General features: G+C 64.0%; 25 protein-coding genes. 8 read left to right on the top strand and 17 right to left on the bottom strand.

Features of this window, described 5'->3' with window-relative positions:
• Positions 1-140: 140 nt before the first annotated feature.
• From phnE (AC0L2X_RS27040) to phnG, 11 genes are all read right to left on the bottom strand, one after another.
• Entirely contained in the window at positions 141-1508 is a 1368-nt protein-coding gene (gene phnE / locus AC0L2X_RS27040) for a phosphonate ABC transporter, permease protein PhnE (RefSeq protein ID WP_473600670.1), read from the bottom strand.
• A 92-nt stretch (positions 1509-1600) separates the two neighbouring features.
• A complete protein-coding gene (gene phnE / locus AC0L2X_RS27035; RefSeq protein WP_473600669.1) occupies positions 1601-2557 on the bottom strand; it encodes a phosphonate ABC transporter, permease protein PhnE in 957 nt (318 codons plus the stop codon).
• A gap of 66 nt (positions 2558-2623) precedes the next feature.
• Positions 2624-3532, bottom strand: coding sequence for a phosphonate ABC transporter substrate-binding protein (gene phnD / locus AC0L2X_RS27030; RefSeq protein ID WP_473600668.1), 909 nt, complete (start codon positions 3530-3532; stop codon positions 2624-2626).
• 89 nt (positions 3533-3621) lie between these two features.
• Positions 3622-4470, bottom strand: coding sequence for a phosphonate ABC transporter ATP-binding protein (gene phnC / locus AC0L2X_RS27025; RefSeq protein WP_473600667.1), 849 nt, complete (start codon positions 4468-4470; stop codon positions 3622-3624).
• Positions 4471-4742: 272 nt separating this feature from the next.
• A complete protein-coding gene (locus tag AC0L2X_RS27020) occupies positions 4743-5360 on the bottom strand; it encodes a DapH/DapD/GlmU-related protein (protein WP_473600666.1) in 618 nt (205 codons plus the stop codon).
• Positions 5357-6064 (bottom strand): phosphonate C-P lyase system protein PhnL, encoded by a 708-nt coding sequence (phnL, locus tag AC0L2X_RS27015; RefSeq protein WP_473600665.1) that lies wholly within the window; start codon positions 6062-6064, stop codon positions 5357-5359. The genes AC0L2X_RS27020 and phnL overlap by 4 nt, the downstream gene beginning before the upstream one ends.
• A 2-nt stretch (positions 6065-6066) precedes the next feature.
• The gene (gene phnK / locus AC0L2X_RS27010; protein WP_065009749.1) at positions 6067-6843 is read right to left on the bottom strand and encodes a phosphonate C-P lyase system protein PhnK; all 777 of its coding nucleotides are present in this window, start codon (positions 6841-6843) and stop codon (positions 6067-6069) included.
• Positions 6840-7751: an alpha-D-ribose 1-methylphosphonate 5-phosphate C-P-lyase PhnJ gene (locus tag AC0L2X_RS27005; RefSeq protein ID WP_352469194.1), complete on the bottom strand. Its 912-nt coding sequence runs from the start codon at positions 7749-7751 to the stop codon at positions 6840-6842. Before AC0L2X_RS27005 ends, phnK begins: the two co-directional genes overlap by 4 nt.
• A complete protein-coding gene (locus AC0L2X_RS27000) occupies positions 7748-8860 on the bottom strand; it encodes a carbon-phosphorus lyase complex subunit (RefSeq protein ID WP_352491766.1) in 1113 nt (370 codons plus the stop codon). Before AC0L2X_RS27000 ends, AC0L2X_RS27005 begins: the two co-directional genes overlap by 4 nt.
• Before the next feature lies 1 nt (position 8861).
• Positions 8862-9473, bottom strand: a complete 612-nt coding sequence (gene phnH, locus AC0L2X_RS26995) for a phosphonate C-P lyase system protein PhnH (protein WP_352491765.1) — start codon at positions 9471-9473, stop codon at positions 8862-8864.
• A complete protein-coding gene (gene phnG / locus AC0L2X_RS26990; RefSeq protein WP_352491764.1) occupies positions 9473-9934 on the bottom strand; it encodes a phosphonate C-P lyase system protein PhnG in 462 nt (153 codons plus the stop codon). The genes phnH and phnG overlap by 1 nt, the downstream gene beginning before the upstream one ends.
• A gap of 137 nt (positions 9935-10071) precedes the next feature.
• On the opposite strand from phnG, the gene phnF reads away from it, so the two are divergent.
• A complete protein-coding gene (gene phnF / locus AC0L2X_RS26985) occupies positions 10072-10815 on the top strand; it encodes a phosphonate metabolism transcriptional regulator PhnF (RefSeq protein ID WP_352491763.1) in 744 nt (247 codons plus the stop codon).
• A 340-nt stretch (positions 10816-11155) separates the two neighbouring features.
• Here phnF and AC0L2X_RS26980 read toward each other — a convergent pair whose 3' ends face one another.
• From AC0L2X_RS26980 to AC0L2X_RS26960, 5 genes are all read right to left on the bottom strand, one after another.
• Positions 11156-12175 carry a zinc-binding alcohol dehydrogenase family protein gene (locus tag AC0L2X_RS26980; RefSeq protein WP_352491762.1) on the bottom strand — a complete coding sequence of 340 codons (1020 nt, stop codon included), beginning with the start codon at positions 12173-12175 and terminating at the stop codon, positions 11156-11158.
• A 70-nt stretch (positions 12176-12245) separates the two neighbouring features.
• Positions 12246-13211 carry an ABC transporter permease gene (locus AC0L2X_RS26975; RefSeq protein ID WP_292664616.1) on the bottom strand — a complete coding sequence of 322 codons (966 nt, stop codon included), beginning with the start codon at positions 13209-13211 and terminating at the stop codon, positions 12246-12248.
• A complete protein-coding gene (locus AC0L2X_RS26970; RefSeq protein ID WP_473600664.1) occupies positions 13208-14761 on the bottom strand; it encodes a sugar ABC transporter ATP-binding protein in 1554 nt (517 codons plus the stop codon). The genes AC0L2X_RS26975 and AC0L2X_RS26970 overlap by 4 nt, the downstream gene beginning before the upstream one ends.
• Positions 14762-14865: 104 nt before the next feature.
• Entirely contained in the window at positions 14866-15861 is a 996-nt protein-coding gene (locus AC0L2X_RS26965) for an ABC transporter substrate-binding protein (RefSeq protein ID WP_023675208.1), read from the bottom strand.
• Between the two features lie 326 nt (positions 15862-16187).
• Complete coding sequence (locus AC0L2X_RS26960) at positions 16188-17693, bottom strand: UxaA family hydrolase (protein WP_473600663.1); 1506 nt, start codon at positions 17691-17693, stop codon at positions 16188-16190.
• Between the two features lie 254 nt (positions 17694-17947).
• On the opposite strand from AC0L2X_RS26960, the gene AC0L2X_RS26955 reads away from it, so the two are divergent.
• The 7 genes from AC0L2X_RS26955 (at position 17948) to AC0L2X_RS26925 (ending at position 24184) form a co-directional block, all read left to right on the top strand.
• Positions 17948-18850 (top strand): GntR family transcriptional regulator, encoded by a 903-nt coding sequence (locus AC0L2X_RS26955; RefSeq protein ID WP_352491758.1) that lies wholly within the window; start codon positions 17948-17950, stop codon positions 18848-18850.
• Positions 18851-18971: 121 nt separating this feature from the next.
• Complete coding sequence (locus tag AC0L2X_RS26950; protein ID WP_352491757.1) at positions 18972-19328, top strand: DUF2946 family protein; 357 nt, start codon at positions 18972-18974, stop codon at positions 19326-19328.
• Between the two features lie 102 nt (positions 19329-19430).
• Positions 19431-19967 carry a copper chaperone PCu(A)C gene (locus AC0L2X_RS26945; RefSeq protein WP_352491756.1) on the top strand — a complete coding sequence of 179 codons (537 nt, stop codon included), beginning with the start codon at positions 19431-19433 and terminating at the stop codon, positions 19965-19967.
• Between the two features lie 25 nt (positions 19968-19992).
• On the top strand, positions 19993-20511 hold the full coding sequence (locus AC0L2X_RS26940) for a YcnI family copper-binding membrane protein (protein ID WP_473600662.1): 519 nt from the start codon (positions 19993-19995) through the stop codon (positions 20509-20511).
• Positions 20512-20563: 52 nt separating this feature from the next.
• Positions 20564-22201, top strand: a complete 1638-nt coding sequence (locus tag AC0L2X_RS26935; protein ID WP_473600661.1) for a copper resistance CopC/CopD family protein — start codon at positions 20564-20566, stop codon at positions 22199-22201.
• Positions 22202-22340: 139 nt separating this feature from the next.
• Positions 22341-23765, top strand: coding sequence for an NADP-dependent phosphogluconate dehydrogenase (gndA, locus tag AC0L2X_RS26930; protein ID WP_473600660.1), 1425 nt, complete (start codon positions 22341-22343; stop codon positions 23763-23765).
• A 188-nt stretch (positions 23766-23953) separates the two neighbouring features.
• Positions 23954-24184: a hypothetical protein gene (locus AC0L2X_RS26925; protein WP_352491753.1), complete on the top strand. Its 231-nt coding sequence runs from the start codon at positions 23954-23956 to the stop codon at positions 24182-24184.
• A 403-nt stretch (positions 24185-24587) separates the two neighbouring features.
• On the opposite strand, the gene AC0L2X_RS26920 is transcribed toward AC0L2X_RS26925, so the two are convergent.
• A complete protein-coding gene (locus tag AC0L2X_RS26920) occupies positions 24588-26261 on the bottom strand; it encodes a winged helix-turn-helix domain-containing tetratricopeptide repeat protein (RefSeq protein WP_473600659.1) in 1674 nt (557 codons plus the stop codon).
• Positions 26262-26330: the final 69 nt, after the last annotated feature.

Genomic DNA, 26330 nt, shown 5'->3' with positions numbered 1-26330 from the left:
TTGGTCGTCATCTCCTCTTTCGCCAATCTCGAACGGCGCAAAAGAGGGTGCCGAGGACCAAGCTGCCAATCTCCCCCCTCGTGGGGGAGATGTCCGGCAGGACAGAGGGGGCGCTGTCCCGCCGGCTTCTGGCGAGGGGATCACCCCTGCTCGGCCTGGATCCTGTTATAGTCGTGGATCGTCCTGCTCAAGCGGCGGCGCAGGAAATTGGAAATGTTGTCGAAGATGAAAACGACGAGCAGGACCAAGAGCACCATATAGAAGACATTGGCCCAGTTGGAATTGGTGCGCATCGCCTCCCAGAGCTTAAGGCCGATGCCACCGGCACCGACGGCGCCGATGATCGTCGCGCCCCTGGTGTTGGATTCCCACTGATAGAGTGTCTGGCTGATGAAGACTGGGATCACTTCCGGCAGCACGCCATAGCGCTGCACCAGCAAGCCGTTGGCGCCGGTCGACTGGATGCCCTCGCGTGGCTTGTCGTCGATGTTCTCGAGGCCTTCCGAATAGACTTTGCCGAGCGTGCCGATCTCGGTGAAGAAAATCGCGGCGCTGCCGGCAAGCGGGCCTGGGCCGAAGGCACGGGTGAAGAACAGCGCCCAGATCAGCATGTCGACCGAACGCATGAAATCGAAGAACCGCTTTAGCACCTGGCTGAGCAGGCCGCTCGGGGTGATGTTGCGGGCGGCGAAGAAGGCGAGCGGGAAGGCGGCCATGCCGCCGAGCAAGGTGCCGAGAAATGCCATGACGATGGTCTGGAACAGCTTCGTCCAGACATCGCCATGCTGCCATTGGGCGTTGTTCCAGATATTGTCGGCGGCCAGCGCAATGTTCGATGTGCCCGGCTTGAGCTGGGGCCCGGACACCAGCAACGAGACCACCTCGCCGGGCGATTTGCCGAAGAAGGGCGAGCGTGTGTCGAAGACGAAATTCGCCCAGCCGAGAAAGCGCTTGCGGACCTTGACGCGATCGACGGTGATGCGCACTTCGCCGGCAAAACCCATCCTGGCGACGATTTCGTCGTCATGCGCGGTGATCCAGTCCGGCACCGGGCCGGATATCACCGGCTTGCCGCTGGCCAACGACACCGGCACCGTCTGGCCATTGGCAACAAGGGTCGCCTCGGCCTTGTCGAAGGTGACGGATTTGGCCCGGCCGTCGATCAGGATGGTGTAGGAGCCGTTGGCATTGGTGATGACCCAATCGGGATGCGGATCTTCGCCGAGCGCCGAAAAACGCGGGTATTTGGGTGTGATCTGAGGCTGGTCGAGCCGGAATTCCGGCTGCAGGTCGTAGCTGATCCATTGCGTCAGGAAGAGCGGCAGCCGCTCCCAGTGCGATTCCCTCAGCACTTGCGGCAGGCTGAAGAACCACAAGGCGTAGACGAGGTAGAGCAGGATGCCGGCGAACAGGACCAGAGGGCCGAAGCGTTTGTACAGGGGCCGCCGGAACACTTGGGGAAAGCGCTCCTCGATCGCCTGCATCTCATCCGTCGTCAACGCGGCCATGGGCAGTCTTCTTGTCGATTTGCCATGATCTTTTCCAAAAACCGGAATCCACCCTCGGGTCAGGCCCGAGGGCATGCTTTTTGGGATCATGGTCAGGCACCCATCATGAATGCCTGCTCGCCGACGAGCTTGCGGCGAAGCCAGGCGGAGAACTGGTCGACGAGGAAGATCGTCGTGAACAGCAGCAGCACCAATGCCAGCGTCTTGGCGCCGAAGCCGCGCGAGATGGAGAGCTTCAGTTCCTCGCCGATGCCGCCACCGCCGACCGCGCCGATAATGGTCGAGATACGCACATTGATCTCGATCCTGAGCAGCGTGTAGGACATGAAATTGGGCAGCACCTGCGGCAGGCCGGCGAAGCGCACGCGCTCGAACCAGTTCGCGCCGACGGCGCGCAGGCCTTCTTCGGCGCGCATGTCGATGTTTTCGTTGATCTCGTAGAAGAGCTTGCCGAGCGCGCCGATCGAATGCAGGCCGATGGCGATGATGGCTGCGACCGGGCCGGTCGAGAGGATGGCTGCGAACAGGCCGGCAATGACGATCTCGGGGAAGGCGCGAAGCAGTTCCATGAAGCGCTTGACGACGAGCCTGAGCGCCGGACTGGGCGTCAAATTGCGCGCGGCGATGAAGGAAAAGGGCACCGCAAAGACAAAGCCGATGAAAGTGGAAACCAGCGCCACGTTAAGCGTGGTGAGCATCAGCTCGAAATATTCGGGTAGATAAAAGCCGCCCCAGAGATAGACGCGGCCAAGCGGGAAGTTGAACTCCTGGCTGCCCTTGTCGTGCGGCGATGCGATGTCGAACAGCGCCCGCCAGACGTCGTTCCAGTCCTTGGGAACAAGCCAGCTAAGAAAATCCAGTATGTGGGGCAGCCGATCGAAGAAATGTCCGGCATTGGCCTCGTCGGCGAACCACATGGCTGTGCACATGGCAATAAGCAGCAGGCCGATGCCGAGCGCCGTGTAGAACCGGCGCAAGGACGTCTGGCGTCGCCAGGCGTCTGCTGCCTGCCGGACCGCGTCTGAACGAATTGTAGCGGCGAAGGTCATACGGGGTCACGAGCGGACACGCAAAAAGGGCGGCGCTGCAGGACGCCGCCCTTTCCGCAATTGTCGTCAGCCGCCGATCGCGGCTTTGCGGGCTTCGACGATGACGCTGTAGAAGTCCGGCTTCACCGGAACGTAGCCGGTGAAATCGCCGCCTTCGATGGCCTCGAAGCAAGGCTTGTCCTTGGCCGGAAGGCTGGTGAAGAAGTTGGCGAGCTTGGCGGTCATATCGCCGCCGAGCGCGGTGCGCACGACCAGCGGGCCGTTCGGGATCAAGCCGGAGCGCCAGACTTCGACGAAGTCGTTGGGGTCGACGGCGCCCTTGGCGACTTCTTTGTGGAAGGTGCCGGAGGTGTAGCCGTTCTTGAAGTCGCCGATGCCCGAGGAGTCGTCAACCGCCACGTCGACCTTGCCGTCGCGGACGGCGAGGAGGTTGTTCTCGTGGCCGCCATTGAACTGCGTCGAGGCGAAGAAGGTTTCGTTCGAAGCGCCGGTGTCCTTCGGGATCTGGGTCAGCGGGATCAGATAGCCGGAGGTCGAATCCGGGTCGGCATAGCCGAGCTTCTTGCCCTTCGCCGACTTGATGTCGGTGATGCCGGACGACTTCAGCGCCAGGCCGATCGAATAATAGCCGGTCGCGCCGTCGGTCTGCTGGGTGGTGAGGATCGGGGTCACGGCGTTCGGATCCTTGAGGTAGACGCCGGCATAGCCTGACGCGCCAAGCTCTGCGAAATCGAGCGTGCCGCCGAGCAGGCCCTGGATGACGCCGTCGTAGTCGGCAGCCGGGAACAGCGAGACCTTTTCGAAACCGAATTCGGTCTTCAGATGATCGGCGAGGCACTGAAAGTTGCGCAGCCGGTCCGCTTCGTTTTCACCGCCGAGGATGCCGACGCGGAATTCCTTGATATTCTGGGCGTGAGCAGTACTTGCCGCGATGGCGAGCAATGAAACCGCGCCGAAAACCATCTTCCTGAACATTATCTCTCTCCTGTTGGTCCCGGCCTCGCGCCGGTAGCGTTCGAATTTTTGACGAGTGCCTTTGACGCGGGCGAGCGATCAGGCCGTTCTCAGTAACCAGGAAACGCGGGCTCGAGCGGTCCGGCGGATGCTGCGATTTTCTGTTTGATGGCGACACTGGTCGAGGTGATGGCCTCGGAGATTTCGTCGCCATTGCTGTCGGCGCCGTAGACCATGCGCACCGCCTCGCGGTTGAGGGCTTCGGGCGGGCCGTCGAAGACCACCTTGCCGGCGGCCATGCCGATGATGCGGTTGCAGTAGTTGCGCGCCGTGTCGAGCGTGTGCAGATTGGTGATGACGGTTATGCCTTCCCGCAAATTGATGTCCTGCAGCGAATCCATCACCACCTTGGCGTTGAGCGGGTCGAGCGAGGCAATCGGCTCGTCGGCCAGCAGCACCTTCGGCTGCTGCATCATGGCACGGGCAATCGCGACGCGCTGCTGCTGGCCGCCGGAAAGCGTGCCGGCAGGCTGCAGCGCGGTGCGGGCGATGTCGAGGCGCTCGAGTGCCGCAACCGCCTCGGCGCATTCGTTGCGGGAGAACATGCCGAACAGGTTGGACAGGGTCGAGCGGTGGTTGAGCCGGCCGAGCAGCACATTGGTTAGCACGTCGAGGCGCGGTACCAGATTGAACTGCTGGAAGATCATGGCGCAGTCGCGCTGCCAGCGCCGGAGTGGCGAGCCGCGCAACGCGGAGACCTCGACGCCGTCGAACAGGATGGATCCCTGGCTGGGGTCGATGAGGCGGTTGATCATGCGCAGAAGCGTCGATTTGCCGGCGCCGGAGCGGCCGATGATGCCGACCATCTGGCCTTGCGGAATCGAGATATGAACATTGCTGACGGCAGTGTTCTTGCCGAACCGGCGGGTGACGCCGCGGATTTCGAGCGTAGCTGACATGGTGCAGGCTCCAGTCCAGTCGCAAGTGAAGGTCTGTTAACCCTCGCTAGCGCAGCCACGTGAACCTGCGGTGTCGGAATGATGTCAGTTTTGTTACCGCCCACAGGCTGGCGCGGGGCGGAAATCAACTCGGAGCGAGAAGCTCGAATGGTGAATGGTGAATGGTGAATGGTGAATGGTGAATGGTGAATGGTGAATGGTGATAAGAAAGGCTTTCCTGAGCCTCGAAACCTATCCGCTGCCCCCATTCACTATTCACCATTTCACGACCCTCAGCCGCCATACTTCTCCAGGAAAGCCTCCGCCGGCAGCTCCCGAAAATCGTCGAGGGCGGCGCGCAGCCTTGCATGGTCCCAGTCCCACCAGGCGAGCGCCTGGTAGCGCTCCGCGGTGCGGCGGTCGAAGCGTTCGCGGATCGGCCTGGCCGGCACGCCGCCGACGATGGTGTAGGGCGCGACGTCCTTCGAGACGACCGCCCCGGCACCGACCGCCGCGCCATCGCCGACGGTAACACCGGGCAGGATGGTCGAGCCATGGCCGAGCCAGGTGTCATGACCGATGGTGACGCGTTTGGCGCGGCGCTGGGCGAAAAACTCGCTCTCGTGTTCGGCGTCGTCCCAATAGTCCGAAGCGCGATAGGTGAAATGGTGCAGCGTCGGCCGCCAGGTTGGATGGTTGGTAGCGTTGATGCGGACGCTTGCGGCGATGTTGGCGAATTTGCCGATCGTCGCGCACCAGACGCCGCAGTCCTGCATCATGTAGGAATAGTCGCCGAGCGTGCTTTCGGAAACCCGGCAGCGCTCGGCGATCTCGGTCCAGCGGCCAAGCGTCGAGTTCTCGACTTCCGCCGTCTCGTGGATCAGCGGCGCCTCCGACAGTTTCCTCGTCATGCGGCGATTTTCCCGGCGGCGAAGGCGGTCACGTCGATGACGCGGTCGGCCACCGTCTCGCGCACGTCGTGATCGTGGAAGATGCCGAGCAAAGCGACGCCCGCTGTCTTCTTGGCGGCGATCAGCGTTATCACCACGTCGCGGTTCCTGGCGTCGAGCGAAGCGGTCGGCTCGTCGAGCAGCAGGATCGGGTGCTCGGTGATGAAGCCGCGCGCGATGTTGACGCGCTGCTGTTCGCCGCCGGAAAACGTCGCCGGGGGCAGCGCCCAAAGCTTCTCCGGCAGGTTCAACTGCGCCAGCAAGGCGCGCGCCTTGTCGCGCGCGACCTCGCGCTCCTCGCCGCGCTCGACCAGCGGTTCGGCGACGACATCGAGCGCCGAGACACGCGGCACGGTGCGCAGGAACTGGCTGACATAGCCGATAGTAAGCCGGCGCACCGCAAGCACCGTCCGCGGGCTGGCCGTTGCGAGATCGATCAGCCCGCCCTCGTGCTGGACGATGATCTGGCCTGCGTCGGCGGCATAATTGCCGTAGAGCATTTTCAGGATCGAACTCTTGCCGGCGCCGGACGGGCCGCCGAGCACGGCGCATTCGCCGGCCCTGATCGCGAACGAGACACCGGCGACGACCGGCAGTTTGATACCGTCGCGCAGATGCATGGTGAAGCTCTTGGCGACATCGGAGACAACGAGCGGGGTTGCCACGGTCACACCTGCAATATCGAAGAAACAAGGAGCTGGGTGTAGGGCGCGCGCGGATCGTCGAGGACGCGGTCGGTGAGGCCGCTTTCGACGACGCGGCCGTCCTTCATCACCATCATGCGCTGCGACAACAGCCGCGCCACGGCGAGATCGTGGGTGACGACGATGGCCGCCAGGCCAAGGTCGGTGACGAGGCCGCGCAACAGGTCGAGCAGGCGCGCCTGCACCGAGACGTCGAGGCCACCGGTCGGCTCGTCCATGAACACCAGCCGCGGCCCGGTAACGAGGTTGCGGGCGATCTGCAGGCGCTGGCGCATGCCGCCGGAAAAGGCGCGCGGCTCGTCGTCGATGCGGTCCTCATCAATCTCGACACGCGACAGCCAGTCGACCGCCGTGGCGCGGATTTTTCCATAGTGACGGTCGCCGACCGCCATCAGCCGTTCGCCGACATTGGCGCCGGCCGATACCGTCATGCGCAGCCCGTCGGCGGGGTTCTGATGGACAAAGCCCCAATCGGTGCGCATCAGAAAGCGGCGCTCGGCCTCGCTCATGCGGTAAAGCTCGCGGAACTGGCCGTCGCGCATGCGGTAGCTGGCGGTGCCGGAGCTGGGCAACAGCCTTGTCGACAGGCAGTTGAGCAAAGTCGTCTTGCCGGAACCGGATTCGCCGACCACCGCCAACACCTCGCCCGGCCAGAGGTCAAAGGTGACGTTCTCGCAGCCGACGCGCGAGCCATAGAATTTGGACAGCGCCGAAACGCGCAGCAGCGGTTCGTCGGTCATTGCGCCGGCTCCGTTTTTTCTGGGGCAAGATGGGTTTCGGGCGCAAGATGGCCGCGGTGGCCTTCCGCGCGCCGCTTCTCGCAATGATCGGTGTCGGAGCAGACGAACATGTGGCCGCCATGGTCGTCGAGGATAACTTCGTCGAGATAGACGTTCTCGGCCGCGCACAGCGCGCATGGCTGGTCGAAGGTCTGCACCTCGAACGGATGGTCCTCGAAGTCGAGGCTGACGACATCGGTGAAGGGCGGCAGTGCATAGATGCGCTTTTCGCGGCCGGCGCCGAACAATTGCAAAGCCGGCGAACGGTGCATCTTCGGATTGTCGAACTTCGGTGTCGGCGACGGGTCCATCACATAGCGGCCCTCCACCTTGACCGGATAGGCATAGGTGGTGGCGATGCGGCCGTGCCTGGCGATGTCCTCGTAGAGCTTCACATGCATGAGGCCATATTCCTCCAGCGCATGCATTTTGCGCGTCTCCGTTTCGCGCGGCTCGAGGAAGCGCAGCGGCTCGGGGATCGGCACCTGGTAGACCAGCACCTGGCCGGCACTCAGCGGATACTCGGGGATGCGGTGACGCGTCTGGATGATGGTCGCCTTGGCCGTCTCGGTGGTGACGGCGACATTGGCGACCTTCTTGAAGAAGGCGCGGATCGAAACCGCATTGGTGGTGTCGTCGGCGCCCTGGTCAATGACCTTGAGCACATCGTCCGGGCCGATGATCGAAGCGGTGACCTGCACGCCGCCGGTGCCCCAGCCATAGGGCATCGGCATTTCGCGCGAGGCAAACGGCACCTGGTAGCCGGGGATGGCAATGCCCTTGAGGATGGCGCGGCGGATCATCCGCTTGGTCTGCTCGTCGAGATAGGCGAAGTTGTAGGTGGCGATGTCCGCTGGTTGTGCACTCATTCCGCTGCCTCCCTCTTTTCTTCGGCCTTGCCGGCATTTTCGCGGGCATCATGCTCGGCGCGCATGCGGCGCACGAGGTCGAGTTCGGCCTGGAAGTCGACATAATGCGGCAGCTTCAGATGCTCGACGAAACCGGTCGCCTGGACATTGTCGGAATGCGAGATAACGAATTCCTCGTCCTGCGCGGCGGCGACGACGTCTTCGCCGAGTTCCGAGGCGCGCAGCGCGCGGTCGCATAGCGCCATGGCCATTGCCTTGCGCTCGCTCTGGCCGAAGACAAGGCCGTAGCCGCGGGTGAATTGCGGCGGCGCCTTGGCCGAGCCCTTGAACTGGTTGACCATCTGGCATTCGGTGACGCGGATGCTGCCGAGCGGCACGGCAAAGGGCAGTTCCGGCACGTCCAGTTCCAGTTCGACCTCGCCGATGCGAACCTCGCCGACGAAGGGATGGTTGCGCGCATAGCCGCGCTGGGTGGAATAGCCGAGCGCCAGCAGAAACCCCTCGTCGCCGCGTGACAGCGCCTGCAGGCGGATGTCACGCGCCATCGGGAATTCGAGCGGCTCACGGGTGATGTCGCCGGGAACATGATCCCCAGGCATGTCGCCGTCGGGCTCGATCAGGTCTTCGCGGGCGAGGATGGCCGAGACGCGCGGCATCGCCTCCGCGTCGCTTGCACGCTGTTCCGGTTCGGCGACATCGCCGCCGGCGGCAAGCTCGGGATCGAGCAGCCGGTGGGTGTAGTCGAAGGTCGGGCCGAGCAACTGGCCGCCGGGCAGGTCCTTGTAGGTCGCCGACACCCGTCGCTCGACCAGCATCGTGCCGGTGTCGATCGCCCCGGTGTAGCCGAAGCGCGGCAGCGTGGTGCGATAGGCGCGAACCAGGAAGATCGCCTCGATCATGTCGCCGCGCGCCTGGACGATGGCGAGTGCCGCCAATTCCCTGTCGTAGAGCGAACCTTCGCTCATCACCCGGTCGACGCCGAGCGCCAGCTGCTCGACGATCTGGTCGAGGCGAAGTGCGGGCACCGAACGGTCGCCGCGCCGGCGGTCGGCGAGCAGTTTGTGAGCATTGCGAATGGCCGCTTCGCCACCCTTTACCGCAACGTACATGCTACGCCTCCATCGTCTTGATGCGCGTCGTGCGCGGCAGGCACGCAATCGCGTCGGACGTGGCGAGGATGATGTCGACGCCACGCGGAAAGCGCTGGTTGTTCTGCTTCCATTGCTCGACGAAATGACGCGGCATTTGCGCCGGCGCGATCGTCGCCGTCGTCTCGATGCCGGGGCCTTCGAGCAGCAGCGGAGCGCCGGAGACGAAATCGCCGACCTCGAGGATCAGCGTCGTCGAACGATCGGGATAATCCTGGGTGCCTTGCGAAAACCCGTCGAGCGCCATCATCTCCGCCGGCGTGGCGATCAGCGCAAAATGCGCGTCGGCCGGGGTGTTGGCCAGCGGTGCGCCGGTATGGAAGCCAAGCCAGGATTTCACCGCTGCCGATCCCTGCAAGACCGGGTCGAGCCAGAGCGGCGTGTCGTTATCGCACAGCGCCAGCGCAATGGCGCCGGCGGTGGCCGACAGCGGCGCCGGCGGGTGGGCGAGGGCCGGCAAGGGCTGCACGCTGCCCGGCCGCGCCATCGCGTCCATGACGGCGCGGAATACGGTCTGCGCGTTGAATACCGGATCGGCGAAGCCGCCTTCGATCGATTGCACAGCAGCGTCCATCAGTCTTCTCCGCGCACCATGGTGAAGAAATCGACCTTGGTCGCCGCCGTCTCGGCGCGGCGCTGGTCACGCGCCTTGGCCAGCGCCGCCTGCAAGGGCGCGACGAGCCTGGTCTCGACCTCGTTGCGGTGGGCCGGGTCCTGCCACAGCGCATCGGCGATTGCCGCCAGCCTTGCCTTCTGCTTGTCGCGGCCAAGCGCGTAGCAGTGGCCGACATGGCCGGACGCAAGCCGCACCGTGGCGCGCGTGACCGTCGCCTCGCCAACATTGAAGGGCGCGCCGCCGCCGCCAATGCGGCCGCGCACGGTAACCAGGCCGGTTTCGGGGCCACGCAGAAGCTCCGCTTCGGAAGGCAGGCCGGCTTCGTCCCACAGGCGGACGATATCGTCGCCGGCCGATTGTGCCAGCGTCGCCATCACGGCCTTGCGCTCGGCCTGCTCTCGCGCTTCCCGTCCTCGCATAGTTAACAGTCCCTTGTCACCAAAAACTTGTCTATTGATATAGACAACTATACAAATTATATCTATTTTCTAATGCGTGTCCATGACGAGTGCATGACACGAGGAAAATGTCTGGGGCAAAAAGATCGGGGGCGGAAATGATCGGGCAGCCCAGCAGCATCGAGCGGCGCAGCGGTGTCGCGCTGTGGCGACAGATCGCCGACCAGATCCTGCATTCAATCGCCGTCGGCGATTTTCCCGAGAATGCCGCGCTGCCGCCCGAGATCGCGTTGGCCGGACGCTATGGCGTCAACCGCCACACAGTGCGCAGCGCTATCGCAGCGCTGGTGCAGGAGGGCGTGCTCAGGGCGGAGCAGGGGCGCGGCACCTTCGTGCTGTCGCGCAGGCGGCTGTCCTATCCGATCGGTGCCCGCACACGCTTTTCCGAGGGATTGCAAGGACAGGCGTCCGAGCGGCATATCACTTTGCTGGCGTCGTCGGTCGAGCCGGCCAACCGTCGTGTCGCAGAGGGCTTGGGCCTTGCGACGGGGGCCGAGGTGATACGCCTGGAAACGCGCGGCGAAGCCGATGGAATGCCGGTGTCCCGCGCGGCCGGCTGGTTCGATGCCAGGCGCTTTGCCGGCATCGATGCCGCCATGGAGGAAACCGGTTCGATCACAGCATCGCTGGCACGTTTCGGCATTGACGACTATCTCAGGCAATCGACCGTGCTGTCGGCGCGCCATGCCGATGCCGCCGACCTTGCCGACCTCGACCTGCAACCCGGCGCCATCGTGCTGGTGACCGTCGCCGTCAACGTCACGCCCGACGGTCAGCCGATCCAGTTTTCGGAGTCGCGCTTCCCGGCCGAGCGGATCGAGCTCAATCTGTCGGCGCTGTAGGTAGTGCCGGCCGGTACGAGACCGTGATTTATCTGACTCACGCTGATATCATACCGGCTCGGTCGCGCTTACTTATCAGCGGCTTGGCGTTTGAGGACCGCCTTCCCCCACTCCGTCTCGGCTTCGCCGAGCCACCTCTCCCCCTCCGGAGGGAGAGGAAGGGAGCCCGCTGACGGCGGGAGAAGGAGGGAGTCTGGTTGAGGAGCGTTGGCTGCAATAGGCTCGCAGCCTTCCTCTACCCCGTCGATCGGGGGAGAGGTGGCTCGGCGAAGCCGAGGCGGAGTGGGGGTCGACCTGCGCGGGGCGTCGTCAATTCGGGCCGGGTTCACCGCCTGCCATGTTATGACCCCACCTCGATCACAGCCTTGATCAGGCCGGACTTCTCATGCGCCCAGCGGGCGAGGTCGTGCGGCGTTTCGCCAAGCGTAGTGCGATGGGTGACGAGCTTCGCCAAGGGCACCGCGCCGTTGCGGATCGAGGCAGCGACATGGTCGAAATCGGCGCGCAGGGCGTTGCGGCTGCCGATCAGCATCATCTCGCGCTTGTGGAATTCGGGATCGGAAAAGGCGATGTCGTCCTTGACGACGCTGACCAGGACCAGCGCTCCGCCATGCGCGACATGGGCGAAGGCCGACTGCACCGACTGGGTGTTGCCGGTGGCATCGAAAACCACGTCGAAGCCGTCGCCGCCGGTTGCGTCCCGCACCAGGTCGGCAGCGGTGCCTCGCGAGCCGTCGAGGGTCGCGAAGCCGAGTTCGCTTTCGGCGAAACCCAGCCTCTCCGCACTCATGTCGAGCAGCGTCACGTCGAGCCCGGCGATGCGGGCGAACAGCGCCGTGCCGAGCCCGATCGGGCCGGCGCCGATGACCAGCGCGCGCGCACCTGGATCAGCCAGCGAGCGCCGCACGGCATGGGCGCCGATCGCCAGGAATTCGATGGCGGCGGCATCGGCCAGCGACAGGCCGTTTGCCGGATAAAGATTTTGCGCCGGCACCAGGATCTGCTCGCACATGGCGCCGTCGCGGTGGACGCCGAGCACCTCGATCCTGACGCAGCAATTGGGCTTGCCTTGCCGGCAGGCGATGCATTTGCCGCAGGCGAGATAGGGATTGACGATCACCGCTTCGCCGACGGCGAGATCGACGCCCTCGCCAATCTCGATCACGGTGCCGGAAACCTCGTGGCCCATGATGCGGGGGTAGGCGAGGAACGGGTGCTTGCCTTCGAAGATGTGATAGTCGGTGCCGCAGATGCCGACATGGCTGACGGCGACCAGCGCCCAGCCGGCGGGGGGCGCGCCAGGCGCCGGACGATCTTCGAGGACAAGTTCGCCGGGCGAGCGGCAGACGACGGCTTTCATGCTTCAATCCAGTCGGTTCATGGCACCGCCGGCTCTGCTGTCGCGAGGCCGGCGGTTGTTGGGAGGCGGTCTATTTGCCGCGGCGGCGCAGCCCGTCGAAATAGACGATGACGATGATCAGCACGCCGGTGATGATGCGCTGCCAGAAGGCGTTGACGTTGAGCAGATTGGCGCCGTTGTTGATGGTGGCAAGGATGAAGGCGCCGAGCAGCGGCCCGTGCACGGAGCCGACAGCGCCGAACAGCGAGGTGCCGCCGATCACCGAAGAGGCGATCGCCTGCAATTCCCAGCCCTCGGCCTGCGTCGGATTGCCGATGCCGATGCGCGAGGCAAGCAGCACACCGACGAAGGCCGCGCACAGCCCGGATAGCGTGTAGGCCATGTAGATGGTGCGCTGGACGTTGACGCCCGACAGACGCGACGCCTCGGCGTTGGAGCCGACCGAGAACAGATAGCGGCCCCAGCGGCTGTGGTGCAGGAAGATGTAGGCCGGGATGCCGACCAGGATCACCATCCAGAACAGATTGGGGACGCCGACGAAGGAACTGCGCGAGAATGTCTGGAAGGCGTCGTTGTTGATCGAGATCGAGTTGCCGTTGGTCATCAACAGACCGATGCCGCGCAGCGAGGTCAGCGTTGCCAAGGTGATGATGAAGGGCGGCAGGCCCATCTTGACGATGCCGAAGCCGTGGAACATGCCGATGGCGACGCCGACCAGCAAGGTGATCAGGATGGCGAGGAAAACCGGTGTGCCGGCGTTGATCAGCATCGCGACGATGACGGTGGCGAAGCCAACCACGGCGCCGACGGAAAGGTCGATGCCGCCGGTGATGATGACGAAGGTCTGGCCGACCGCCAGGATGGCGATCATCGACCCTTGCCGCAACAGGTTCGAGATGTTGTTCGCCGAGGCGAAGCTCGGCGTCGCCACCGACAGGATGACCCACAAAAGAACCAGCAGCGCCAGCAGTGTCAGCCCGAACAGGGCGTTGTAGTTGCGTTTCGGCCTTTCGACAGCGATCGCCTCGGTGCTCATATCCGTCCTCCCGGTCTTTCTTGTTTCTCGGCCAGCGCCTGGGTGAGGATCTCCTCGTGATCAGCGGTACGAAACCCATGCGTGGCCACCAGCTTGCCGCGCCGGAACACGTGCAGCGTGTCGGCGAGCTCATAGACCTCAGGCAGGTAGGACGAGATCAGGATGATGCCGGCTCCCTTGGACAGCAGCGCGCCAAACAGGCGGTAGATCTCGGCCTTGGTGCCGACATCGACGCCGACAGTCGGCTCGTCGAAGATGAACAGCTTGGCGCCATGGGCGAGCCATTTGCCGATGACGATCTTCTGCTGGTTGCCGCCGGACAGGCTGGAGGCCAGGGCGCTGCGCGTCGGCGTCTTGATACGCAGGTCGGCGATCTGGCGATCGGCCTGCGCCTTTTCCTGCGCGCGGGAGATCAGCAGATTGCTCGAGATGCGCTTGTAGATCGGCAGATTGAGGTTGAGTCCGACCGGCAGGTTGAGGCAGAGGCCCTGGTCGCGGCGGCTTTCCGGGGCCAGCGCCATGCCGAGCCTGATCGCGTCATGTTCGGAATTGACCTTGACCTCCTTGCCCTCCCACAGGATCTGGCCGGCCGATTTGCGGTGCCGGCCATAGAGCGTGGTGACGAACTCGCTGCGCCCGGCGCCGATCAGGCCATAGAGGCCGACGATCTCGCCGGCGCGGACGGACATCGAGACATTTTCGAAACCCTTGCCGGACAGGTTCCTGGTTTCTACAAGCATCGCGCCGGGGGTGAAATGCTCCTTGTGGTAGACCTGCTCGATCGAGCGGTTGATCATCATCTTGACCAGCTCGGCGTCATTGGTCTCGGCAATGTTCCTGGTGCCGACCAGCGTGCCGTCGCGCAGCACCGAGACGCGGTCGGCGAGCTCGAACACTTCTTCCATGCGATGGCTGATGTAGATGATGGTGACGCCTTCGCCCTTCAGCCGGCGGATCAGCGTGAACAGCTGGTCGGCCTCCTTGCGGGTGAGGTAGGCGGTCGGTTCGTCGAAGATCAGGAATTTGGTGCCGCGCACGGTGGCGCGGGCGGCGGCGATCAGCTGCTGCTGGCCGATGGTCAGGTCACCCAGCATGACATGCGCCGGCAGGTCGAAGCCGAGATCGTCGATGATCTTCTGCGCCTGCCTGACCATCGCCCGCTGCTGCAGGATGCCGAAACGTGCATCCTCCTCGCCGAGGAACATGTTGGCGGCGACGGTGAGATGGCGGCACAGGACGACTTCCTGATGCACGGCATTGATGCCGAGCGCCATCGCTTCATGCGGCGTCGCCAATGCGGCAGGCTTGCCCTCCCAGATGACGTCGCCGGAGGTGCGCGGCATGACGCCGGTCAGAAGCTTGATCAGGGTGGATTTGCCGGCGCCGTTCTCGCCGACGATGGCGTGGATCTCGCCGGCCTTGAAGGCGAGGTCGACCGGCTTCAGCGCGTGGGTGCCGGGATAGCGCTTTTCCAGTCCGCGGAGTTCGAGGATGGTCCTGCCCGGTTCAAGCGTTGGGGCCGGATGGAGTTCCTGCGCCGTCGACATCATGACAATCCTCCCAGATTGGCCCCCAAAGATTGGCCTCGCGATTGGCACGAGTGGGATGTTTCCGGGGCGAAAAGGCCCCGGAAACAGTTCACTTGCGGCTATACTCAGTCGAGCTTGGGGTTGAGCAGCGCGTCGATCTTCGGATCCTTCATGTTGGCCTTGGTCACCAAATTGGCGCCGGTGTCGACATTGGCCTCGACCTTCTCGCCCTTCGAGGCGGCGAGCGCCGTCTTGATGCCGTCATAGCCCATCCGGTACGGATCCTGGACGACGAGAGCCGAAATGACGCCGTCATTGAGGAACTTGATCAGCTTCTCGTCGCTGTCGAAGCCGACCAGCCCGACCTTGCCTGCGAGGCTGTTCTCGGCGATCGCCTGACCGACGCCCTGCGCCATGATCAGGTTGGAGGCGAAGATGCCCTTGAGGTTGGGGTTGGCGGTGATCAGGTCGGTGGCGATGTTGAGGCCGGTGGTGGCCTGGCCGTCGGCGTATTTGTCGGCGACCAGCTTGAGGCCGGGATATTTGGCGGCGAGCTGTTCCTTAAAACCCTGGGCGCGCTGCTCGAGCGAGCCGGCGCCCGGAAGCGCGGTGATCAGGGCGACGTCGCCCTCGACCTTGCCGCCATTGGCTTCGCCGATGGCTGCGGCAAGGCCGTCAGCGGCGACGCGGCCGCCCTGGATGTTGTCGGTGGTCAGGAACGAGGTGAAGGCCTTGGAGTCGGCGCCGGAGTCGATACCGATGATCTTGACCTTGGTGGCGGCCTCGTCGATCGGCTTGCCGAGCGCCTTGGCTTCGGTCGGCGCGATGACGACGGCGGCCGGGTTGCCGGCGACAGCATTTTCGAGGATCGAGATCTGGCCGTTGACGTCGGTCTCTGCCTGGGCGCCGAGTTCCGGCACGTTGACGCCGAGATCCTTGCCGGCCTTGCGGGCTCCGGCCAGGACGATCTGCCAGTAGAAGGACGTGGTGTCCTTGACGATGATCGGAATGGTCGCGTCGGCCGCGGATGCCGGGGCCGAATGCATCACGCCGGCAAGCATCGAGGCGGCTGCAAGTGCCACGAAGGCGCGGCGATTGAGAATGCTGGTCACGAATTTCATTAGGAGTCCTCCCTAAGTCGCCCGGTGAATGTTACGGAAGCTCCATTCGGATGGCGCGGCCCAAACGGAACTTTATCAATAAAAAACATTTACCGCATTTTGATAGTGCATCAACTCGGTCGGCGCAAGCGATGTTTGATGGCCGCTTCGAATGGCTGGGCGGAAGGGTTTTCTCCGTCGGAACTCCGTTGCCAATCTCCTCCAATATCCAGCATGGAATATTAATTCCATCGACCAGTCAATATAGAATGTTCATTCTTTTTTGACTGGAGCAACTGGGAAACCTGGCGACCGCATCGTGTTCGCGACTGCAGCGGGCGTCCGGCTTAGAGCGTCGCTCCGAGGTGCCATGGCACGAACTCGTTATCGCCGTAGCCGAACTCCTCGCTCTTGGTCTTGCGGCCCGAAGCCGTCTCGACGATCAGTTCGAAGATCTCGCGGCCCATGCCGGCGATGGTCTTTTCGCCGGAGGCGATGACGCCGCAATTCACGTCCATGTCCTCTTCCATGGTGTGATACATGGTCGAGTTGCTGGCGACCTTGATCGACGGCGTCGGCCGGCAGCCGAAGCAGGAGCCGCGGCCGGTGGTGAACACGATGACGTTGGCGCCGCCCGCCACCTGGCCGGTGGCCGAGACCGGGTCGTAGCCGGGCGTGTCCATGAACACCAGCCCGTGCCCGGTGACTTTTTCGGCATAGCCGAAGACGCCGTTGAGCGGCGTCTGGCCGCCCTTGGCAACCGCGCCGAGCGACTTTTCCAGGATGGTGGTCAGGCCGCCGCGCTTGTTGCCCGGCGAGGGATTATTGTCGATGGATGCGCCATGCTTGGCGACGTGGTCTTCCCACCATTTGACGTAGCCGTCGAGCTTGGCGGCGATCTCGGGGGTTGCGGCGCGATAGGCAAGCAGGTGCTCGGCGCCGTAGATCTCCGTCGTTTCGGAGAGGATGCCGATGCCGCCGACGCCGGCCAGGATGTCGACCGCGGCACCCAGCGCCGGATTGGCGGTGATGCCGGACATGCCGTCGGAGCCGCCGCATTGCAGGCCGACGACGATCTCGCTGACCGGGATCGGCTCACGCTGAAGCTTGCCGACCTCTTCGGCGATCTCGGCCAGCACGACCAGCGCCTTCTCGACCGATTTGCGCGAGCCGCCGGCTTCCTGGATGTTGAAATGGCGTTTTCCCGCGGCGACGCCCTTCTGGCCGTAGAGGGTGAGCTGGTTGACCTCGCAGCCGAGCCCGACCATCAGCACACCACCGAAATTCGGATGACGGGCATAGCCGGCCAGCGTGCGGTGCAGCACCATCATGCCGTCGCCGGTGGCGCTCATGCCGCAGCCCTGGCCGTGGACGATCGGGACGAAGCCGTCGATGCCGGGATATTGCGGCAGAAGCGTGCGGTTCGCCGCGTCAGCGATGGCGTGGCAGACGGTGGCCGAGCAATTGACGCTGGCGAGAATGCCGATGAAGTTGCGCGTGCCGGCGCGGCCGTCGGCGCGGCGGTAGCCCATGAAGGTGCGGGCGCGGTCGGCCTCGGTCGCATGCACCGCTTCGCTCGGCGGCACCACCGGCAAACGCCCGCTTTCGAAAACCAGATTGTGCGAATGGACATGCTCGCCGGGCGCGATGTCCTGCGTGGCGCGGCCAATCGCCTGCGCGTATTTGACCACGGCTTCGCCGGCCGCAATCAGCTTGATCGCCACCTTGTGGCCCGGCTCGATCACTGCGGCGGCGACGGCGCCGCCCGGCAGCACGGTGCCGATCTCGATGCGGCCATTGGCGACCGCGACATTGTCGGCGGGAGACAGAAGAATGCTGTTTGCGGCGTTCACGGGAGCTTCCTGGGTGTGTTCCTGGGTGCGCGAGCGGATTGACACGCGGCTCTTAACATATAATGTCTTTTATCGTGAAAAAACATTTTTGCGTCAATTGTTTTTTCGCGAGAGCGCGACGCGTCTTTTGGATGCGCGAAGTAGGCTCTACAACCAAAACCAGCGTTGCGCATGATGTTTTCCGAAGCGGTACCGGTCATGCGCGAGAAACGCTTCACGTCGGACGCAAACGCCGGCGCGCCACGGGGCAGGGGATGTCGAAGAGCAACAACGTTTACAAGGATGCCTATAATCGCGGTCTGAGGCTGCTCGACGAAACCAGGAGCCTGCCTTCGGAGCCGGAGCTGGGCACGCTGCTCGGCGTCAGCCGCACGACGGTCCGCACCATTCTTGCGCGCATGGAAGAGACCGGGCTGATCGACTGGAACAAGCGCAGCAAGACGGTTCTGCGCGAACCGCGGCCGGACGATTTCTTCCCCGAGGAAGAAACCGACACGCTGGCCGAGATCATCGAGCGCTCCTTCATGCGGCGGCTGCTTGCCAGCGGAGCCGAAGCCGGCATGCAGATCAACGAGCTCGAACTGGCGCGCGAGATCGGCGTCGGCACCACCAGCGTGCGCGAATTCCTGATCCGCTTCTCGCGCTTTGGGCTGATCGAGAAGCGCCGCAACAGCCATTGGGTGCTGAAAGGCTTTACCCGCGCCTTCGCGCTGGAGCTGACCGAAATCCGCGAGATGTTCGAACTGCGCTCGGCCGCAGCCTTTGCCGCTCTGCCCGAGGACAGCCCGGTGTGGGCCGACCTCGACGGCCTGGAAGACGAGCATCACCGGCTGGCACGCGAGATCGCCGTGCGTTTCAACGAATTCTCCGAGCTTGACGAGCGCTTTCACCGGCTGATCCACCGGGCGTCGCACAACCGCTTCATCGTCGATTTCTACGACGTCATCGCCATGATCTTCCACTACCACTACCAGTGGAACAAGGCCCAGGAGCGCGAGCGCAACGAAGTCGCGGTCCAGGAGCATCTCGCCTATATCGCCGCGCTCAAATCGCGCGATCTCGCCAAGGTCGACGCCGCCTGCCGCAAGCACCTGAAATCGGCTCGCCACACGCTGCTGACATCGATTCCCGAGGGCAGGCAGCCGCTGCGCGCGTGATTGTGTTGCGTTGCCGCAGCAACGTTTTGGCGATTTTCCGGCCGCCGGCTCCGTGCTAGAGAGAGCTGACGTTGCTGCGTGAAGAGGCTGGTTCTTGACCATACGCCGGAGACGATGGAGCATGCCGGTCGCGTTCGCCGCGGCGTGGCTTTTCGTGCTCCAGTCGATGTTCGGCGCGTTTGCTTCCGGCGTCGCGCCGAACGCCTCGCAATTCGATGCTTTCGGCAACACGATCTGCACCCATGACGGTGCGGCGCAACTCCCCGCCGGCGATCCGCATCAGCAGCACATGCCGGCTTGCTGCATGCTTGGCTGCAACCTGGTCTCGGCGATCTACGCGCCGCCCGGTGCCGCCGGCAGCCTGTCTCGCGGCCTTTCCGTCGAAACCATCGCCTTTGTCCTGCCGGCCTTCCGGCATCGCGATTTCGCCCGCGCCCGCACTCCGTCCAATCCGCGCGCACCACCGGCGACGGCCTGATCCGTTCTGGTTCGCGCCGCGCAACGCTTTGCCGGCGCGTTTATCGACATCGTTCGCGACCGGCCATCGGCGCGATCCCCCATTAAAGTCCACGGAGCAATCATGTCTCACTCTTTTCGCGCTGCCGCATCCAGCCGCAGGCGCTTCGCACTGGGTGGTTTCGAGCAGCGTCTCGGCGTCGCCCTTTGCGTTCTTGCCCTCCTGTTCGCCAGCGCCCAGACGGTGTTGGCACATGAGTTCAAGCTTGGCGATCTCGAGATCGGGCACCCCTGGTCGCGCGCCACACCATCCGGTGCCAAGGTAGCCGGCGGCTACTTCACCATCACCAACACCGGCAGTGCGGCGGATCGCCTGCTGTCGATCACCTCCGACATCTCGGCCAAGGCCGAACTGCATGAGATGAGCGTCAGCAATGGCGTCATGACCATGCGGCCGGTCACCGGCGGCCTTGAAATCCCGGCCGGTGGCAAGGTCGCATTGGCGCCCAACGGCTATCATTTGATGTTCATGGATTTGAAGCGGCAGCCCAAGGAGGGCGAAATGTTCTCCGCCACGTTGACCTTCGAGAAAGCCGGGCCCGTGCAGATTGAATTCGCCGTGCAAGGCATCGGCAGCGCGGCGCCCCAGGACGACGACTGACTTGGCCGCTTCGAGAGGTACCGTCATGAAGAAATCTCTTTTGCCCGGCTGCGTGCTTCTTGTCCTCGGGACCAGCGCGGCCTTTGCCCACATTACGCTCGAAACGCCGGAGGCGGCGGTCGGCTCGACCTACAAGGCGGTTCTTCGGGTGCCGCATGGCTGCGAGGGCAAGGCGACGACCGCGCTGCGCGTGCAGATCCCGGAAGGGGTGCTTTCGGTCAAACCGATGCCGAAGCCGGGTTGGACGCTGCAGGTCAAGAACGGCAAATACGAGAAGTCCTACCAGCTTTACGGCCAGGCAGTGACCAGCGGCGTCAAGGAGATCGACTGGAGCGCCGGCAGCCTGCCGGACGAGTTCTACGACGAATTCGTCTTTCGCGCGACACTGGCGTCCGACCTGCCGGCAAGTCAAACGCTCTATTTCCCGGTGGTGCAGGAATGTGACGGCGTCGCCGATCGCTGGATCGAGATTCCGGCGGTCGGGCAGGCTGAGGATGCGCTGGAATTTCCGGCGCCTGGCCTCAAGCTGCTGCCGAAGAAGTGAGCTCCAGCGGCGCGCTTTGGCGGATGAGCGCGCCGCTGCTCTTGGCGGTGAGATGAGCGCGGCATCCTTCCTGCGGCAAGCTTGCATGGCCGGCAACTATTCTGGCCGGCTTGCGGCTGGCCTGCTGGCCGCCATCGTGCTGCTCGCCGCAATTGCCATGCCTGGTCCGGCCTTCGCCCATGCGGCGCTGATCAAGGCCGAGCCGGCTGACGGTGCGGTGCTGGCGCAGAGCCCGTCTCAGATGTCGCTGACCTTCAGCGAGCCGGTTTCGCCGCTGGTGCTGACTGTGGTGCGGCCCGACGGCACGTCGATCCCGCTGAGCTCCTTCCGGCTCAGCGGCCAGACCGTCGAGATCGACAATCCGCAGGCGCTGAAATCCGGCACGCATGTGCTGAGCTGGCGGGTCATCTCCGCCGACGGGCATCCGGTCGGCGGCTCGGTGCTGTTCTCGGTCGGTGCGCCGAGTGCTGCGCCGGCCACCTCCGAAGCCGTCGACCTGGGGCTTCGAACGGCGATCTGGATCGGCAAGATATTCCTCTATATCGGCCTGTTTTTCGGCGTCGGCGGCGCCTTTGCGCTGGCCTGGCTGGCGCAAGGCGGCCGATCCGGCCAGCGCCTGATCGTCGCTGCAATCCTGTGCGGGCTGGCCGCCGCACCCCTGTCGCTCGGCTTCCAGGGGCTGGATGCGCTTGGCGCGCCGCTTGCCAGGCTGGCGCAGCCGGTCATCTGGCAGACCGGGCTCGGCACCAGCTTCGGCTGGACGGTGCTGATCGCGCTGATGGCGCTCGGCCTTGGCCTGTTATCGCTGGTCGTCTCGCCCGCCGACGCAAAGCCGCTGGCCTTGGCCGGACTGGTTGGTGTCGGCGCAGCGCTTGCCGCCAGCGGGCATGCCAGTGCCGCCGAGCCGCAATGGCTGACCCGGCCGATGGTGTTTCTGCACGCCACCGGTATCGCGATCTGGGCCGGCGCGCTGGCGCCGCTCGGTCTTGCCTTGAAACGGCAGCTGGCCAAAGCCGGGCCGTTGCTGCGACGGTTTTCGCGAGCGATCCTGCTCGTCGTGGCCGTACTTGCGGCAGCCGGCATCGTGCTCGCCGTCATCCAGGTGCAAACGCCGTCGGCGCTGGTCCATACCGCTTACGGCCGGCTGCTGCTGATCAAGCTGGTGCTGCTCGGCTTTCTGTTCACGCTCGCCGCCGTCAATCGCTTCAAGCTTACGGCCCCGGCTGATGCGGGCGAAACGGAAGTCCAGCGGCGGCTGGCCCGCTCGATCGCCATCGAGGTGCTGATCGTGCTGGCGATCTTCGGCGTTGCCGCCGGCTGGCGCTTCACGCCGCCGCCGCGCGCGCTGGCGATCGCCGCGGCGCAGCCGGTATCGGTGCATATCCACACGCTGCAAGCGATGGCCGATCTCAGCATTGCGCCCGGCCATGCCGGGACTGTTGCCGCTTCGATGTTCATCATGACCGGCGATTTCGGCCCGCTCGACGCCAAGCAGGTGACGCTGGTGCTGTCAAAGCCCGATTCCGGTATCGAGCCGATAAAACGCCCGGCAACGAAGCTTGGCGACGGCACCTGGCGGGTCGACGATCTCGTCATTCCGGTCGCCGGCCGATGGACGGCGCGGCTCGATATCCTGGTTTCGGATTTCGAGATGGTGAAGATCGACGCGCCGATCGACATCAGGCCGTGACGAGAGCGCTGGTCCACGCAACTCAATTCGGCGAGACGGTTGACGCGGCCTTGAAGGCCCGTCAATCATCGCCATCAAGAATGGGCGTCCAACCCAATCGCGGCTCAAAGCAACAAGATCCGAAAGCAGGGAAGAAACAATGGAAAAAGCCGAAATCGGCCTGATCGGCCTTGGCACGATGGGCTCCAACCTGGCGCTCAACATCGCCGAGAAGAGGCACCGCATCGCCGTCTTCAACCGCACGGCGGCGCGCACCGATGCCTTTGTCGAAAATGCCGGCGCGCTCAGGGATAGGGTGGTGCCTTGCTACAGCCTCGAGGAACTGGCCGCCGCGATCCGGCCGCCGCGGCCGATCGTCATCATGGTGCTGGCCGGCAAGCCGGTCGACGAGCAGATCGCGGCATTGCGTGGCGTGCTGTCGGCCAACGACATCGTCATCGACGCCGGCAACGCCAATTTCCGCGATACGATGCGGCGCTTCTCGGAGCTTACCGATTCGGGCCTGACCTTCATCGGCATGGGCGTGTCGGGCGGCGAGGAGGGCGCTCGCCACGGTCCCTCGATCATGGTCGGCGGCACCGAAGAGTCCTGGAAGCGCGTCGAAAAGGTGCTGACCGCGATCTCGGCCAAATTCAAGGGCGAGCCTTGCGCGGCGTGGCTTGGCACCGACGGCGCCGGCCATTTCGTCAAGACCATCCACAACGGCATCGAATATGCCGACATGCAGATGATCGCCGAGATTTACGGCATATTGCGCGACGGGCTTGGCATGGGGCCGAAAGAGATCGCCGAGGTGTTTTCCCAGTGGAACACGGGCCGGCTCAACTCGTACCTGATCGAGATCACCGCCAAAGTGCTGGCCGCCGACGATCCCAAGACCGGCAAACCGGTGGTCGACATCATCCTCGACCGCGCCGGCCAGAAAGGCACCGGCAAATGGTCGGTGATCGAGGCGCAGCAGCTCGGTATCCCGGCCACCGCGATCGAGGCGGCTGTGGCGGCCCGCGTGCTGTCGTCGATCAAGGACGAGCGGCTTGCCGCCGAAAAGGTCTATGGCGGCGGCGTGAGCAAGATCTCCGGAGACAGGGACGCCCTGCTCGGCGACCTCGAGCTGGCGCTGTTTGCCGGCAAGATCGCCGCTTACGCGCAGGGCTTCGCGGTGATGAGCGGCGCGTCGAAGGAATTCAACTGGAACCTGCCGATGCCGGTGATCGCCAAGATCTGGCGGGCCGGCTGCATCATCCGCTCGCAATTGCTGGATACGATGGCGGAGGCCTTCGGCGCCGGCGGCGCAGCCACCAACCTGTTGATGGCGCCGGCTTTCGTCTCGTTGATGCAGGAGGCACATCCGTCGCTTCGCCGTGTCGTGGCAAGGGCGGCCGAAGCCGGCTCGCCGGTGCCGGCCCTGTCATCCGCGCTTGCCTATTTCGACAGCTACCGGCAGGGCCGCGGCACTTCGAACCTGATCCAGGCGCAGCGCGATTTCTTCGGCGCACACGGCTTCGAGCGCATCGATGGGCAGGGCGCTTTCCATGGCCCATGGGGAAGCGGCGCCGCGGGTTAGCGCCGCGACTTGGACCTAGAGTCCAATTTTGCGGTTGCCAGAAAGCAGACATCTCCAGCGACCAACTGAGGTGTCGGGTCGCGCCGGGAACCTGCTATGCCGGTAGAGACGATTGACGGTCTAATCGGTATCGGCGGAGCCGCGAATCTGTGGTAAGCCGCCGCTCAACCAACCAAAGGACGACACCTGTGAGCGAACCGACCGTGGCCCAGGCGACCGAAAGTATCTATGCCTCCCTCCGGGCGGACAATGCCAACATCGACGCACATATCGCGACGCTTAAAGCGGCGCTGACACGAGAAGGAATAAAACAGGCGGTGTTCGATCCGACCAAGTTGGCGCAGAACAACCGCTCGGGCCGCAAGTTGATGCAGGCCTATTTTCGGCAGCGTGGCGTGAGCGTGAGGTTTTCGGATTAGTAGAGCCGCGCGCGGGTGATCTCAAGCGCGCCGTTGGGAGTTCTCGGGCCGGTCCGGCGGTTCGCCATCTGGACGTCGGGACTGCGCCGCATATCGGCCATTGAGGTGACTGTTGTCACTACCTGAGATCAGACATTGTTGGCGACCATTTTGGAGGTCGCGGTTGCGCCATCTGCGGAAGTTCGAGGCATCGCCGATGAACCGCAGCCGTCGGCCCCGTTCCAGAAGTTGGGGTGCGAGCGCACTATGGCGCAAGTCGGTCCATTGCCATTGCCGACGTTCCCGCATCCAATATTCTTGCGAAGGATGATCCTGCTTTGAGGGCAACCAGCGCCCACAACACAAAGGCTTCAACGGTTTTTTGCGGCCAATTGGCTTCTGCCGGGCCGCATACGGTCAGCCGTCACTCCGGCAAGCCCGCGAACCGCATGTGTCCGATCCAGCGCTCGAGGGGTCCGGGGGCGGTCCAGTTCTTCTCCCACTGCTTGCGTTGTTTGCTGATGGAGTCGCCGGGCGAGTCTTTGAGGAAAACCGCAAGCGCTTCCTTTGCCTCCCGCTGGTTTCCCAGACAAGCGTAGATCCCCGCAAGCATTCGGTGTGCGCCGATCGGGATTGGGGACATTTTCCGCATCGCCGTTAGCGCAGCCCCGCAATCGTTCTTTTCATAGAGCGCCCAGCCCATGTCCCAGTTGTACCAGTCGGGGTAGAAGGGATCGATGCCTTTGGCCTGCTCGATCCGATCGATCGCTTCGTCGGTGCGGCCGGCAAAGAGCAGCGGGGCCGCACTGCCCTCGAGGATATTCGAGGCGCTGGGGTTCAGGGCGATCGCCTGATCGAACTGCGCAATGGCCTGCTCGATCTCGCCGGCTTCACTATGGATTTGGGCGCGGATTTGATGCGCGTTGGCATCGTCCGGAGCGAGCAGGATGGCCTTGTCGGCGTACTCTGCGGCCCGCTTCAACGCCTCGTCGGGATTGTTTTCCTGCTTGTGCCAGAATACCGAATCAAAGCGATAGGACCAGGCCAGCCCAATATAGCCGAATTGGGAGTTCGGATCCGCTTCAATCGCCTTGAGGCTGAACTGCCGCAGCAGTTCGTTCCCCGCGGCAGAAAAATCCTTTTTGTTCGCGGCAGACCCCATCATGAGATAACTGAGCGCGCTAACCCGGGCGGCGTCGCTCTGTGGCAAGGGTCGCTCGATCCTTTGCCCGACCCGAGCCGCAAGCGTGCGGATGATCTCCTCCTGGACGACGAAAAGATCGCCGATCTCCCGGTTGTAGGTGTTGGCCCAGACATGCGATCCGTCATGCGCATTCAGCAACTGGGCGGTCACTTTCAGCCGGTCTCCGGCCTTCTGCTGGCTGCCTTCGAGCAGGTAGTCGACGCCGAGTTCATCTCCGATCTGCCTGGTGTCGATGGGCTTATCGCGGTACCTGAAGCTCGAGTTCCGCGCGATGACGGCATAAGTCTTGCTCCGCGCCAGCTCGGTGATGATCCCCTCGGCAACGGCATCGCTGAGATATCCCTTATCCGCACCGGCACTCATGTCGTCGAAGGGAAGGACTGCAATCCTGGGCATGTCGCTCGAACGAACGGTAGCGGCTCGCCATGCTTCCGCGCCGTAGTATGCGCCGATCGCTGCCGCAAGGAGAGCGAGTGCAGCAAGAATGAAGCCGCGCTGCGAGAATCGTGTCCTGGCACGTTCCGTGCCGGCTGCTCCGTTTGGGTCTGCCGCGTCCGATAGATCGGCGTTCAATCGGTAGCCTCTCCGAGGCACGGTTTCCACGATCACGTGCGCGTCGTCCGCCAATGCGCGGCGAATATCGGCAATGCATTGAGTAAGGCTGTCTTCGGTCACGAAGGTATCGGGCCAAACCGCCTGCATCATCGCATCCTTGGACACGATTTCGCCTGGTCGCGCCGCGAGCACGGAGAGCACTTCGACGGACTGGCTGCGAAGATTGACCGCTTTGCCTTCCACGGTTCGGAGTTCGTTGCTGTTCGCAAGAAAAACAAAACCGCGGAACGTGACCGTTTCAGCAGATTTCAGGTCAATTTCAGGGGCCGTTCGGGACATTTCACCCTCTTGGCGCGCCTCCTAGCATAGCCCATTCGGCCGTCGCCTCCAAGCGATCCTGGCGGCACC

The organism is Mesorhizobium sp. WSM4828, from assembly GCF_055811175.1.
The sequence above is the reverse complement of the archived record's forward strand: the minus strand, read 5'-3'. Positions and strand labels throughout refer to the sequence as shown.